This is a genomic window from Pseudomonas sp. Irchel s3f19 (assembly GCF_900187555.1).
In the GTDB taxonomy this organism is placed as follows: domain Bacteria; phylum Pseudomonadota; class Gammaproteobacteria; order Pseudomonadales; family Pseudomonadaceae; genus Aquipseudomonas; species Aquipseudomonas capeferrum.
In genome coordinates this window covers 510,362-523,181 of the sequence record NZ_FYDW01000003.1, presented here as the reverse complement: position 1 = coordinate 523,181, position 12,820 = coordinate 510,362, and the positions used below count along the sequence as shown (strand labels likewise).

The following is a 12,820-nucleotide window of genomic DNA, read 5'->3' as shown; positions in this document are numbered from 1 at the left end:
AAGTCCGGAAAATCGGGTATGACCATAAATCGGTCAGAAGGCTGCTCAAGATACACAGCGCCCGGCAGCCAGACAAGCGTCCCAAAGTTGCAGGAATGCGCCACTTGCGACCTGCCCGGCAAGCGGTTGCGCTCAGCGCAACCGCCCTCCCCATTCCTGATGGCCTCCCTCCTTACACCTGCGCCTGGCAAACCAGAGGCGGCCTCAGCCGGTATTGCGCAGGCCCGCGGCAATGCCCGCCACGGTGACCAGCAAGGCCTGCTCCAGCGGGCTGTCCAGAGCGGCTTCGCGCCTGCGCGAGCGCGCCAGCAGCTCGGCCTGAAGACGGTGCAGCGGGTCCAGGTAAGTGTTGCGCAGGCTGATGAATTCCAGGGTCTCGGGGCTGTGCGCCAGTAGCACCGGCTGCCCGGTCAAGCCCAGTACCACCTGGCAGGACTGCGACAATAGGTCGCGCAGGCGCACACCTAAAGGAAGCAACTCCGGTTGCACCAGACGTTCGTCGTAGGCCTCTGCGATTTGTGCATCGGCCTTGGCCAGCACCATCTCCAGCATGTCGATCCGGGTGCGGAAGAACGGCCATTGTTCGCGCATCTGCGCCAACAGTTCGCCCTGGCCGCGTTGCAAGGCATTGTTCAAAGCGGTTTCCCAGCCCAGCCAGGCTGGCAGCATCAGGCGCGTCTGGGTCCAGCCGAAGATCCACGGGATGGCTCGCAGGCTCTCGATGCCGCCGGCGCGGCGCTTGGCCGGGCGGCTGCCCAAAGGCAGGCGCCCCAACTCCTGCTCCGGCGTCGACTGGCGGAAATACTCGACAAAATCGGGGTTGTCGCGCACCACGCTGCGATACGCCTGCACCCCGTCAGCAGCCAGTTGGTCCATCACCTCACGCCAGGCAGGCTGCGGCGGGGGTGGCGGTAACAAGGTGGCTTCCAGCACGGCCGCCAGGTACAGGTTGAGGTTTTGTTCGGCGATGCCGGGCAAACCGAACTTGAAGCGGATCATCTCGCCCTGCTCGGTGGTGCGGAACCGCCCAGCCACCGAGCCCGGTGGCTGCGACAGGATCGCCGCGTGCGCCGGGCCGCCGCCACGGCCAACGGTGCCGCCACGGCCGTGGAACAACAACAACTCGACTTGATGCTCGCGGCAGATGCGCACCAGGTTTTCCTGGGCCCGGTACTGTGCCCAGGCGGCTGCCGTGGTGCCGGCGTCCTTGGCGGAGTCGGAATAGCCGATCATCACTTCCTGCGGGCCGCGCAGGCCGGCGCGATAGCCCGGCAGGCCGAGCAGGCGCTGCATCACCGGGCCGGCGTTGTCCAAGTCGGCCAAGGTCTCGAACAGCGGTACCACGCGCATCGGGCGGGTCAGCCCGGCTTCCTTGAGCAGCAGTTGCACCGCCAGCACATCCGACGCGGCACCGGCCATGGAGATGACATAGGAGCCCAACGAGGCGGCCGGCGCCGCCGCAATTTCCCGGCAGGTGGCCAGCACCTCGGCGGTTTCCGCCTGGGGCTGGAAGTGCGCCGGCAGCAGCGGCCGGCGGTTTTTCAGTTCGGCCAGGAGGAACGCGATACGTTGCTCTTCATCCCAGTCGGCGTAGCGCCCCAAACCCAGGTAATCGGTGATCTCGGTCAGGGCATCGCGGTGCCGGGCAGCGTCCTGGCGCACGTCCAGGCGACCCAGGTACAGGCCAAAGGTCACGGCACGGCGCAGGCAGTCGAGCAGCGGCCCTTCGGCGATCACGCCCATGCCGCATTCATGCAGCGATTGATAGCACAGCTCCAGCGGCGCGATCAGGTCGCGGTTGTCCACCAGCACTTCGGCACCGGCGGGCGGGCTGCTGGTCAAGGCGGCATGCGCCCAGGCGCGGGTCGCCCGCAGGCGCTCACGCAATTGCTTGAGCACGGCGCGGTAAGGTTCGGCGCTGTCGCCGACCCGCTCACGCAGCGCGCTGCTGGCGTGTTGCATGGACAATTCTGCAGCCAAGGCGTCGATATCGCGCAGGAACAGGTCGGCCGCCATCCAGCGCGCCAGCAACAGCACTTCGCGGGTGACTGCGGCCGTGACATTGGGGTTGCCGTCGCGGTCGCCGCCCATCCAGGAGGCAAAGCGGATCGGTGCGGCCTCCAGCGGCAGGCGCAGGCCGGTGGCATCGTGCAGCGCCTTGTCGACCTTGCGCAGGTGGTTGGGGATGGCCTGCCACAAGGAATGCTCGATCACCGCGAAGCCCCACTTGGCCTCGTCCACCGGGGTGGGCCGGGTACGGCGGATCTCTTCGGTGTGCCAGGCTTCGGCGATCAGCCGGCGCAGGCGCTCGCGCACCTGCTGGCGCTCACCAGGGGTCAGGTCGCGATGGTCCTGGGCTGCCAACTGAGCGGCGATGGCATCGTACTTCTGGATCAAGGTGCGCCGCGCGACCTCGGTGGGGTGGGCCGTCAGCACCAGCTGGATATCCAGCTTGGCCAACTGCCGGGCCAAGGCGTCGTTGCCATGCCCGGCCTGCTTCAGGCGTGCCAGCAGCTCGGGCAGCACCCGTGCTTCGAACGGCTCTGGCTGGTCGGCATCGCGACGGCGGATCAACTGGTACTGCTCGGCCATGTTGGCCAGGTTGAGAAACTGGTTGAACGCCCGGGCCACTGGCAGCAAGTCTTCATCGGCCAGGTCCGCCAGGGTCGAGCTCAATTGCTCGCCAGCCACCCGGCGGTCGGCCTTGGCGCTGTGACGAATGGCTTCGATCTTCTGCAAAAACGCATCCCCGTGCTGCTGACGAATGGTTTCGCCGAGCAACTCCCCCAACACATGGACATCTTCACGCAAACGCACATCGATATCGGTCATTGGCCCTCTCTGTGGCGCAGCCTTGGCGCACTCGTTCAGGAAACAGCACTGGGCCAAGAGTGCCCACAGCCAAGCGTCGATGGCAAGCGCCCCAGCCAAGCCGCGATCGGCAAAGCAAACTAAAGTGCAAGCAGAGCACTCCGATGCAATGCAGCCTTTCGAGGCGTTGACAGAGGTCATCATGAAAATCCGTGAACTCGCCCAGCACTGGGAACAGAATGCCGCAGGTACCCTGAGCCGTACCGGCCATGTACTGCATCTGGACCTGGAGTCGGAGGCGCGCCTGGCCGCGCTGATCGACATGTACCCCAAACGTACCGCCGAAGAACTGCTCGGCGAACTGGTGGCGGCAGCCCTTGAGGAACTGGAAGCCAGCTTCCCTTATGTACAGGGGCGCCAGGTTATCGCCACCGATGAAGAAGGTGACCCACTGTTCGAAGACATCGGCCCTACCCCGCGTTTCCTGTCGTTGTCTCGCCGTCACCTGCATGAACTCAGCAGCACTGCTGACGACAGCGAAACATAACCACCCCCCCCTGTTCCGGGCCTGCAAGGCCCGGAATACCGCCCATGGCGCTGAAAGTTCCAGGCAAACCTCACTGACCAATCAGTCAGAAAAAGTTATCCGTCAACGGCACTTTTTTCTGAACTATTCGAAAAACGCCCGAGTCCGAGCAAATAGCCATCACGCTAAAACCCTGCACACTGCCCTCGTGCACCGTTCAGCTGAAGTACACGGCAACTGTCAGGGAATAAGCGATGGACTGCTACGGACATCGTCGTTATCAGGAGTGATCCAATGGAGCTGACCACCATGAAGACCCGCACTTTCAAACCCTCATCCACTCATGTGCGCGGGTTCAAGCTGGCCGCGCTGGCCCTGGGCAGTAGCCTGGTCCTGGCCGGCTGTGCGGGCAACCCGCCCACCGAGCAGTATGCCGTTACCCAGTCCGCCGTGAACTCTGCCGTCAGTGCCGGCGGTACCGAGTTCGCCGCCGTTGAAATGAAAGCGGCCCAGGACAAGTTCAAGCAGGCTGAAATCGCCATGCATGACAAGAAGTACGACGACGCCAAGCGTCTGGCCGAACAAGCCGAATGGGACGCCCGCCTCGCCGAACGCAAGGCTCAGGCGGCCAAGGCCCAGAAGGCCGTGCAGGATGCCCGCCAGGGCGTTCAGGACGTACGTGAGGAAGGCCTGCGCAGCGCTCAGTGAGCCCTGCCCGACTTCCCTTAGCCTTCGCACTCGATCAAAGGATGAACACTATGCGCAAACACGTCATGATTCCCGCCCTGCTGGCCCTGAGCGTCGGTCTTGCTGCCTGCTCGCACGACCCGAACGCCAACCTTGAATCGGCCCGCACCAACTTCTCCGCGCTGCAGAGCGACCCGCAGTCGAGCAAGGTCGCGGCGCTGGAAACCAAGGATGCCCAGGACTGGCTGAACAAGGCCGACAAGGCCTACATGGATCGCGAGGACCAGAAAAAGGTCGACCAACTCGCCTATCTGACCAACCAGCGGGTCGAGGTCGCCAAGCAGACCATCGCCCTGCGCACCGCCGAAGGCGAACTGAAAAACGCCTCCGCCCAACGCGCCCAGGCCAAACTGGATGCCCGCGATGCGCAGATCGCCAAGCTGCAGGACAGCCTCAATGCCAAGCAGACCGACCGCGGTACGCTGGTCACCTTCGGCGACGTGCTGTTCGACTTCAACAAGGCCGTGCTCAAGAGCAACGCCTACCCCAACGTGACCAAACTGGCCCAGTTCCTTCAGGAAAACCCGGAGCGCAAGGTGATCGTAGAGGGCTACACCGACAGCGTCGGTTCGGCCAACTACAACCAGACCCTCTCCGAGCGCCGCGCCGCTGCCGTGCGCATGGCGCTGGTACGTGCAGGCGTAGACCCAGCACGCATCGTCGCTCAGGGCTACGGCAAGGAGTACCCGGTGGCTGACAACGGCAGCAACTCGGGCCGTGCACAGAACCGTCGGGTAGAGGTGACCATCTCCAACGACAACCAGCCGGTGGCACCGCGCTCGGTGAGCCAGGCGCAGTAAGGCTGGCTAGTTGAAAGAAAAAACCCCGCCTTGATGGCGGGGTTTTTCATTGGTCTGCCCGCGAAAGGTCAGGTGCAGCAACGCAGATTGCAGCTCACTGCACCTGCTGCGGTGTGTCCTCGCCCATGCAACGCACCGCACGCTTGCGGTCGTCGACCAGCACGCCGGTCAGGCCTTTCTGTTGGGTATCGAACAGCACCAGCACACCGTCCACGCACTGGGCCACCTGTGGCGCCGGGTCGAGCGAGACTTTGTAATCCTCGCCTGGCAGGGTCTTGAGCATGGTGAAATCCTGCAGCAACAGGGCGTCTTCAGGCTTGGCGAAATGCAGGTAACCGTAGTACCAGAGGGCCCCCACCGTCACGATGATGCTGCCGACGCCGGTCAGGATCAGCGGGATGGCGTTGCGTTCTTCACTCATTGCTTGTTCTTCTCGTCAGGGTAATTGGGCACTTCGGCAAGCCGCCGCAGGCCGTTGAAATGACTCGGGTCGTCCAGAAAGCGCAGCATCACCTGGCGCCACACCGGGTCGGCGAAGGTCTGCACATGGCCACCACGGGTCAGTTGCAGTACCCGCGGCGGTGGCGCGTGCTGGTACAGGCGGATGCCGTTATCCATCGGCACCAGGTGGTCGTCGATACTGTGGAAGAACAGCTTCGGCGGGCCGTCCAGGCGCTCGACCGAACGGATCGCACTGTCACCGTCGGGCACCAGCCACGACAGCGGCACCTGCAACGGCCAGGTCATCCACGACGTACTCAGGGCAAACCGCCCGACCGCACGGTAGCTGGCCGGCACGCCATCGAACACCAGTGCGCTGAAGCGCTGGCGCTGCTCGGGGTGGGCCGCCAGGTAGTGGATGGCCATGGCGCCGCCCAGGCTCTGCCCCAGCAGCACCAGTGGCTTGCCCTTGACCTCGGGCGCCTGGTCCAGCCAGCCCATGGCCGCCGCAATGTCCTGGTAGACCTCCGGCAAACCCGGTTTGCCCTGAGACAGCCCATAACCCCGGTAGTCGACCATCAGTACCTGGTAACCCTGCTCCGGCAACCAGTAGCTGCCCCCCAGATGGCCGGCCAGGTTGCCGCCGTTGCCATGCAGGTGCAACACCGTGCCCTTGACCTCGACACCGGCCTTGGCCGGCAGCCACCAGCCATGCAGGCGCAAACCGTCGGCGGTGGTCAGAGTAACGTCACGGTATTCCAGCTTGGCCCGTTCCGGCGTGAACGGTTGGCCCGGCTCGGGGTAGAACAGCAGGCTGCTGCACCCGCTCAGGCCCAGCAGGAGCACACCGAGTACCAGCAGGCGGCAGCGCTCAGAGAATGTTCGCGTAGTCGGCTTCAATGCGATCCAGGCTCAGGTGGTTGAGGAAGTTGGAGAAGCACATCCAGGCCGACAGCGCGTTGAGGTCACGGAACTGTTCGGGCAAGTACTTGGGCGGTTCCACCAGCCCTTCCTCGACCAGTTGGCGCAGGGTGCGCATGTCTTCCAGGGTGGTCTTGCCACAGAACAGCAGCGGGATCTGCTCGAGCTTGCCCTTCTTCACGGCCAACTGAATGTAGTTGTAAACCATGATGAAGCCCTTGAGGTAGGACAAGTCCTTGGTGAATGGCAGCCCATTGGGCACCGAGCCGCGGAACACCCGGCTGGCGTTGCTGTAGCTCTGCGCCATTTCAAAGCCCTGGGCGCGGAAAAACTCGAATACCTGAAGGAAATCGGCGCCTTCCTCGACCATGTGGATGGCGCGCGTGCGGTTGGTGAGCTTGCGCAGGCGGCTGGGGTAAGAGGCGAAGGCAATCACCTCCATGAGAATCGCCAGCCCTTCCTGGGTCACCGTCGACGAGGGTGGCCCTTTGGCCAGGAAGGTGCAGATCGGCTGGTTGAGGCCGTTGAGCGTGGTGCCGACATGCACCAGTCCCTCATGCACCTCCAGCGCACGCACGTCGCGGCTGTTGAACATGGCGTCGGCGCGCACCTTGATGTAGTCGGCCCCTGCCGCTGCGTCGGCGACGATGCCGTCGGACTCGAACACACGGATAGTTTCTTCGGCCTCGCCGAACACCTTGTTCAGGCGGCGCTGGAGGATGTCCACGGCCTCCTTGGCGGTCAGGTTCTTCGGCTCGTCCTTGAGGTCACCACGGCCATCGATATTGTTCAGGTAGTCCGAAAGCATCAGGCCCAGGTCGGCCAGGGTCGGGTCACCAGCATGGAAGGCGTCGGAGGCGGCGCCGTAGAGCTCCTGCGAGATCAGCCCGAAGTCTTCGGTGCCACGCGCCTCGAGCATGCGCACCACCATGCGGTACTCCTTGCACATGCGCCGCATGATCTGCCCGACCGGGTTGAACTGGCCCAGCCGGCGGGTGATGTCGCGCTCGATGCTCTGGAATTCGGCCTTGACCGCACTGGAGTCGAACGACAACGGGCGCGACTGGTAATAGGCGCGGTCTACGGCAGGTGGCTCTTTGCCCTTGGCCTTGAGGAAGCCGTGGCGGATGTTGTCGTCCCACTTCACTGCATCGAGCACACGAATGGGGGTCTGCGCCGCGACGATGCGGTCGGACAGTGCACGGATGGTCTGTTGGTACTCGTCCACTGAGGACTCCTTGCTAGAGGGCACTACAGGCAACTACTTGCCGCTGCGCTGGAAGCGCGCCACCTCGACGAACAGGTCGGAGTTGGCCGGGTCGTCCAGATAGGCCAGCACCCGCGCCGATGGGCTGTCGATCAGCACGCCCTCACCATTGTCTTCCGGCACCTCGGTGCTGCGCCCAGTCAGTTCTTTCTTCTCGACAGCCTGCTGCACCTGCTCGACATCGAGGTTGTACACCACCAGTTCCTTGCCATCGATGACTTCGAAACCGCCAATCAGGAAATTACCGCCCAGGCGCTTGGGCACGCCGGCCGAGAGGTACCAGCGATTGCCGTGGCGCGACACGGTGAACACATACGCTTCGGGGGCCTTGCCCTTGGCCGTGGCCACGGCCTTGTAGGCATCGCCGCCACTGCGGCTGATCGCAAGTTTCAGCGGCTCGCCCCAGGCGTCCTTGCTGCTCCATTTGCCGAGCAGAGCCTTGGGCGCGGCCTGGTTGCTCGGCAACGGCTCGTGAAAGGTCACCAGACAACCGCCTAGCAGCAGGAATGACAGAGTCAACAACACCACACGCCAGGCTTTCATCAGGTTCTCCTTGAAAATTCAGGTCTGTGCTCAGGCCGATGCCAACACCAGGTGCAGGTAACGGGTAAGCATAGCGAGCATCTGCCCATCGGCTTGCGCATTCGCATCCTTGAGCAGGCCCTGATATTCCATCTGCTCGATAATCGCCGTCAACATCTGGGCGTCCTGTTCCGGTTGCCGCGACCCGACCACCTGCAGCAACTGTCGGGTACCGTGCAGAAGGATCTGCTCGTGGGCGCACACCAGTTCGGCCAGACGTGGGCACAGCAGCGCCTCCTGGCGGAACGCCTGCTCAGCCATGAGGAAGTCGCGGCGATTGAGCAACTGGCGGGACACATAGTCAGCGGTCATGCGCGCCACTTCGTCGGCCAGCCGCGCCCTCGCCTGCGGGCTGCCATCACCCTGGGCCAGCATCTGGCGCAGCACTACCTCAGTGTTGGCCCAGAGCTTGGCCATGTAGGCGGCGCTGCGCTCGACGTACTGGGCGAAGGTATCGGTGAGCAGGTCCTCGATGTCCTTGAAGTAATAGGTGGTGGCCGACAATGGCACACCCGCCTCGGCGGCCACCGCGCGGTGGCGCACACCACGTACACCATCGCGCACGACGATGCGCATGGCGGCGTCGAGGATCAGTTGGCGGCGCTGCTCGCTGCCTTGGCGGGCAGTCTTGCGGCCTTGGTATTGCACGCTTTCGGCGACGGCGGTGGCGATGCCGGCGGCGCCTTGCGGGGCGATTACGGGGGACACGGGGTTACCTCACGAACGGTGTGCTGGCTGCGACGGCCCTTGCGCAGGTTTACCCGCGAAAAAGCGCGCACTGACAACATAAAGCTTCAGGCACGAAAAAGCCGCCCCTAGAGGCGGCTTTCTCAGATCACTCAGGCCTGCGGACGCATATGTGGGAACAGGATCACATCGCGAATCGACGGCGAGTTGGTCAGCAGCATCACCAGGCGGTCGATGCCGATGCCTTCACCGGCGGTCGGCGGCATGCCGTACTCCAGGGCACGGACGAAGTCGGCATCGTAGTGCATGGCTTCGTCGTCACCGGCATCTTTCTCGGCCACCTGGGCCAGGAAGCGCTCGGCCTGGTCTTCGGCATCGTTGAGCTCGGAGTAGGCGTTGGCGATCTCGCGGCCACCGATGAACAGCTCGAAGCGGTCGGTCACGGCCGGGTTGTCGTCGTTGCGACGGGCCAGCGGCGAGACTTCGAACGGGTATTCGGTAATGAAGTGCGGCTGCTCCAGTTTGTGCTCGACCAGCTCTTCGAAAATCATCACCTGCAACTTGCCCAGGCCTTCATGGCCGAGCACCTTGGCACCGGCTTTCTTGGCGATGTCACGGGCCTTGTCGACGTCCTGCAGGTCGGCGGCGGTCAGCTCGGGGTTGTACTTGAGGATCGAGTCGAACACCGACAGGCGCACGAACGGCTCGCCAAAGTGGAACACCTTGTCGCCGTACGGTACGTCGGTGCTGCCCAGCACCAGCTGCGCCAGCTCGCGGAACAGTTCCTCGGTGAGGTCCATGTTGTCGTTGTAGTCGGCGTAGGCCTGGTAGAACTCGAGCATGGTGAACTCGGGGTTATGCCGGGTTGAAACGCCTTCGTTACGGAAGTTGCGATTGATCTCGAAGACTTTCTCGAAACCACCGACCACCAGGCGCTTGAGGTACAGCTCCGGCGCGATGCGCAGGAACATGGCCATGTCCAGGGCGTTGTGGTGGGTTTCGAACGGCTTGGCCGCGGCGCCGCCGGGGATGGTCTGCAGCATCGGCGTTTCGACTTCGAGGAAGTCGCGCTCGATCAGGAACTTGCGAATGTGCGAGATCACCTGCGAGCGAACGCGGAAGGTGTGGCGGGTTTCTTCGTTGACCATCAGGTCGACGTAACGCTGACGGTAGCGCTGTTCGGTGTCGGTCAGGCCGTGGTGCTTGTCGGGCAGCGGGCGCAGCGACTTGGTCAGCAGGCGCACGTTGGTCATCTCGACGTACAGGTCGCCCTTGCCGGAACGGGCCAGGGTGCCTTCGGCGCTGATGATGTCGCCCAGGTCCCAGGTCTTGACGGCGGCCAGGGTTTCTTCTGGCAGGGTCTTGCGGTTGACGTAGACCTGGATACGGCCGGTCATGTCCTGGATGACCATGAACGAGCCACGGTTGAGCATGATGCGCCCGGCAACCTTGACCGGAATCGCTGCAGCTTCCAGTTCTTCCTTGGTCTTGTCGGCGTACTGCTTCTGCAGGTCGTTGCAGTAGCTGTCGCGACGGAAGTCATTGGGGAAGGCATTGCCCTTGGCGCGCTCTGCGGCAAGTTTTTCCTTGCGCAGGGCGATCAGGGCGTTTTCTTCCTGTTGCAGGTCTTGCGGTGCGCTATTGAGGTCGCTCATGTGGTCACATCTTCCATCAGGGAATTCATTGCCCTCGCCCGCAGGCGAGGGTCTTCTCAGCAGGAGTGAAGCTTACAGGCCCTGTTTCAGGCTGGCTTCGAGGTATTCATCGATGTCGCCGTCGAGCACCTTGTTGCAGTCGCTGCGCTCAACGTTGGTGCGCAGGTCCTTGATCCGCGACGCGTCGAGCACGTACGAGCGGATCTGGTGGCCCCAACCGATGTCCGACTTGCTGTCTTCCAGGGCTTGGGAAGCGGCGCTGCGCTTCTGCATTTCCAGCTCGTACAACTTGGCCCGCAGCATTTTCATGGCGGTGTCTTTGTTGGCGTGCTGGGAGCGTTCGTTCTGGCAGCTGACCACGGTGTTGGTCGGCACGTGGGTGATACGCACCGCCGAGTCGGTGGTGTTGACGTGCTGACCACCGGCACCGGAGGAGCGGTAGGTGTCGATGCGCAGGTCGGACGGGTTGATCTCGATCTCGACCTTGTCGTCGATTTCAGGCGATACGAACACGGCCGAGAACGAGGTGTGGCGACGAGCGCCGGAGTCGAACGGGCTCTTGCGCACCAGGCGGTGTACGCCTATTTCGGTACGCAGCCAGCCGAAGGCGTATTCGCCCTTGATGTGCACGGTAGCGCCCTTGATGCCGGCGACTTCACCTTCGGACAGTTCCATGATGGTGGCATCGAAGCCGCGCTTGTCCGCCCAGCGCAGGTACATGCGCAGCAGGATGTTGGCCCAGTCCTGGGCTTCGGTGCCGCCGGAACCGGCCTGGATGTCCAGGTAAGCGTTGTTCATGTCCATCTCGCCGCTGAACATGCGGCGGAATTCCAGCTGAGCGAGGGATTCTTCCAGGCGCTGCAGCTCGGCGACCACGTCGTCGACGGCGCCTTCGTCGTTCTCTTCGACGGCCATGTCCAGCAGGTCGCGGCAATCGCTCAGGCCACCGGCGAGTTCATCCAGTGTACCGACGATGGTTTTCAGCGACGCAAGCTCACGGCCCAGTTCCTGGGCGTACTCGGGCTTGTTCCAGACGCTGGGGTCTTCCAGCTCGCGGTTGACTTCGATCAGGCGGTCATGCTTGTGATCGTAGTCAAAGATACCCCCGAATGGACTGGGAACGCTCGGTGAGGTCCTTGATGGTGTTCAGGATCGGTTGGATTTCCATGGGGGGAGGCTCTCGTGCGAATTCGGTGAAAAGCCTGCGAGTATAACTGAGTCAGACGCGGGGCGGCAGACCCGCCGGGCGGTAGGTTTGGGGGATTTACGATGTGTTGGGCTATAGGCTTTCGGCGCCTGGGAGATCGAGCGCCGCGCGGGCGGCGCTCGATCTCGCCATCAGGCAATCCCCACCTGATTACGCCCGCTGTTCTTGGCCTGGTACAAGCCCTTGTCCGCCGCCGAAATCAGCTGCCGGCAATGCCCGCCAACCGCCGGCGTCTGCGTCGCCAGGCCAATGCTCACGGTCAACCGCGCATCAGCCGCTGGCGCCGTATGGGCAATACCCAACCCCACCACGGTCTGGCGCAATTTCTCGGCAATCAGCCGCGCGCCACCCGGGGATGTATTGGGCAGCACCAGGGCAAACTCCTCGCCCCCATAGCGCGCCGGCAGATCGGTCGGCCGCGAACACGAGCCGCGAATCGCTTCGGCCACCTGGCGCAACGCCTCGTCACCGGCCAGGTGGCCGAAGTTATCGTTGTAGGCCTTGAAGTAGTCGACGTCGATCATCAGCAACGACAGCTGCTGCTGCTCGCGCATGGCCCGGCGCCATTCCAGCTCCAGGTACTCGTCGAAATGGCGCCGGTTGGAAAGCCCGGTCAGGCCATCGGAATTCATCAGCCGCTGCAGCATCAGGTTGGAATCGAGCAACTGTTGCTGGCTCACACGCAGGGCGCGGTAGGCTTCGTCACGCTGGAGCAAAGTCAGGTAGGAGCGTGAGTGGTAGCGAATACGCGCCACCAGCTCGATGTTGTCTGGCAACTTGACCAGGTAGTCGTTGGCCCCCGCAGCAAACGCCGCGCTCTTGACCAGCGGGTCTTCCTTGGTCGACAGCACGATGATCGGGATATCCTGGGTAACCGGGTTGTTGCGGTACTCGCGCACCAGGGTCAGCCCATCCAGGCCCGGCATGATCAGGTCCTGCAGGATGACCGTCGGCTTGATGCGCATGGCCTGTGCCACGGCCTGGTGCGGGTCGGCGCAGAAGTGGAAGTCGATGTTGTCTTCGTGGGCCAGGCCACGACGCACCGCTTCGCCGATCATCGCCTGATCGTCGACCAACAGGACCATCGCCGAATTTTCGTTGGCGGTCGCGAAACCTTCGATCGGTAGATCATTCATCCCTATTCACCTGATCACTGCCGGCCAGGCGGCGTGATTC

General features: G+C 63.4%; 12 protein-coding genes. 3 read left to right on the top strand and 9 right to left on the bottom strand.

Annotated features, from left to right (window positions below):
- Window positions 1-204: 204 nt before the first annotated feature.
- Entirely contained in the window at window positions 205-2,832 is a 2,628-nt protein-coding gene (gene ppc / locus CKW22_RS10310; RefSeq protein ID WP_095064081.1) for a phosphoenolpyruvate carboxylase, read from the bottom strand.
- A gap of 181 nt (window positions 2,833-3,013) precedes the next feature.
- On the opposite strand from ppc, the gene CKW22_RS10305 reads away from it, so the two are divergent.
- The 3 genes from CKW22_RS10305 (at window position 3,014) to CKW22_RS10295 (ending at window position 4,884) form a co-directional block, all read left to right on the top strand.
- Complete coding sequence (locus tag CKW22_RS10305) at window positions 3,014-3,358, top strand: pilin assembly protein (RefSeq protein ID WP_033701512.1); 345 nt, start codon at window positions 3,014-3,016, stop codon at window positions 3,356-3,358.
- Between the two features lie 273 nt (window positions 3,359-3,631).
- Window positions 3,632-4,045, top strand: a complete 414-nt coding sequence (locus CKW22_RS10300) for a DUF4398 domain-containing protein (RefSeq protein ID WP_027595759.1) — start codon at window positions 3,632-3,634, stop codon at window positions 4,043-4,045.
- A gap of 50 nt (window positions 4,046-4,095) precedes the next feature.
- Window positions 4,096-4,884 (top strand): OmpA family protein, encoded by a 789-nt coding sequence (locus CKW22_RS10295; protein WP_033700919.1) that lies wholly within the window; start codon window positions 4,096-4,098, stop codon window positions 4,882-4,884.
- Between the two features lie 94 nt (window positions 4,885-4,978).
- Here the strand turns inward: CKW22_RS10295 and CKW22_RS10290 are convergent, their stop codons facing one another.
- The 8 genes from CKW22_RS10290 to wspR all read right to left on the bottom strand — a co-directional run bounded on the left by CKW22_RS10290 (window position 4,979) and on the right by wspR (window position 12,780).
- Window positions 4,979-5,305: a hypothetical protein gene (locus CKW22_RS10290; RefSeq protein ID WP_033700920.1), complete on the bottom strand. Its 327-nt coding sequence runs from the start codon at window positions 5,303-5,305 to the stop codon at window positions 4,979-4,981.
- Complete coding sequence (locus tag CKW22_RS10285; RefSeq protein WP_095064080.1) at window positions 5,302-6,225, bottom strand: alpha/beta hydrolase; 924 nt, start codon at window positions 6,223-6,225, stop codon at window positions 5,302-5,304. The genes CKW22_RS10290 and CKW22_RS10285 overlap by 4 nt, the downstream gene beginning before the upstream one ends.
- Window positions 6,197-7,474, bottom strand: a complete 1,278-nt coding sequence (locus CKW22_RS10280; protein WP_033700922.1) for a flavohemoglobin expression-modulating QEGLA motif protein — start codon at window positions 7,472-7,474, stop codon at window positions 6,197-6,199. Before CKW22_RS10280 ends, CKW22_RS10285 begins: the two co-directional genes overlap by 29 nt.
- A gap of 33 nt (window positions 7,475-7,507) precedes the next feature.
- A complete protein-coding gene (locus CKW22_RS10275) occupies window positions 7,508-8,056 on the bottom strand; it encodes a lipoprotein (RefSeq protein ID WP_033700924.1) in 549 nt (182 codons plus the stop codon).
- Window positions 8,057-8,086: 30 nt separating this feature from the next.
- Window positions 8,087-8,791, bottom strand: coding sequence for a TetR/AcrR family transcriptional regulator (locus CKW22_RS10270; protein ID WP_095064155.1), 705 nt, complete (start codon window positions 8,789-8,791; stop codon window positions 8,087-8,089).
- A 143-nt stretch (window positions 8,792-8,934) separates the two neighbouring features.
- Window positions 8,935-10,437: a lysine--tRNA ligase gene (gene lysS / locus CKW22_RS10265; RefSeq protein ID WP_033700926.1), complete on the bottom strand. Its 1,503-nt coding sequence runs from the start codon at window positions 10,435-10,437 to the stop codon at window positions 8,935-8,937.
- Between the two features lie 72 nt (window positions 10,438-10,509).
- Window positions 10,510-11,605 (bottom strand): peptide chain release factor 2 gene (prfB, locus tag CKW22_RS10260; RefSeq protein ID WP_143500723.1). Its coding sequence is split into 2 segments (ribosomal slippage): window positions 10,510-11,532 and window positions 11,534-11,605, totalling 1,095 coding nucleotides; the frame shifts between segments, so codons are not numbered across the junction.
- 170 nt (window positions 11,606-11,775) lie between these two features.
- Window positions 11,776-12,780 (bottom strand): Wsp signal transduction system regulator diguanylate cyclase WspR, encoded by a 1,005-nt coding sequence (gene wspR, locus CKW22_RS10255; RefSeq protein ID WP_033700928.1) that lies wholly within the window; start codon window positions 12,778-12,780, stop codon window positions 11,776-11,778.
- Window positions 12,781-12,820: the final 40 nt, after the last annotated feature.

Bases quoted from the DNA above. Each gene is read 5' to 3' on its own strand.
- ppc (WP_095064081.1), bottom strand. From the start codon at position 2,832: ATGACCGATATCGATGTGCGTTTGCGTGAAGATGTCCATGTGTTGGGG.
- CKW22_RS10305 (WP_033701512.1), top strand. From the start codon at position 3,014: ATGAAAATCCGTGAACTCGCCCAGCACTGGGAACAGAATGCCGCAGGT.
- CKW22_RS10300 (WP_027595759.1), top strand. From the start codon at position 3,632: ATGGAGCTGACCACCATGAAGACCCGCACTTTCAAACCCTCATCCACT.
- CKW22_RS10295 (WP_033700919.1), top strand. From the start codon at position 4,096: ATGCGCAAACACGTCATGATTCCCGCCCTGCTGGCCCTGAGCGTCGGT.
- CKW22_RS10290 (WP_033700920.1), bottom strand. From the start codon at position 5,305: ATGAGTGAAGAACGCAACGCCATCCCGCTGATCCTGACCGGCGTCGGC.
- CKW22_RS10275 (WP_033700924.1), bottom strand. From the start codon at position 8,056: ATGAAAGCCTGGCGTGTGGTGTTGTTGACTCTGTCATTCCTGCTGCTA.
- lysS (WP_033700926.1), bottom strand. From the start codon at position 10,437: ATGAGCGACCTCAATAGCGCACCGCAAGACCTGCAACAGGAAGAAAAC.
- wspR (WP_033700928.1), bottom strand. From the start codon at position 12,780: ATGAATGATCTACCGATCGAAGGTTTCGCGACCGCCAACGAAAATTCG.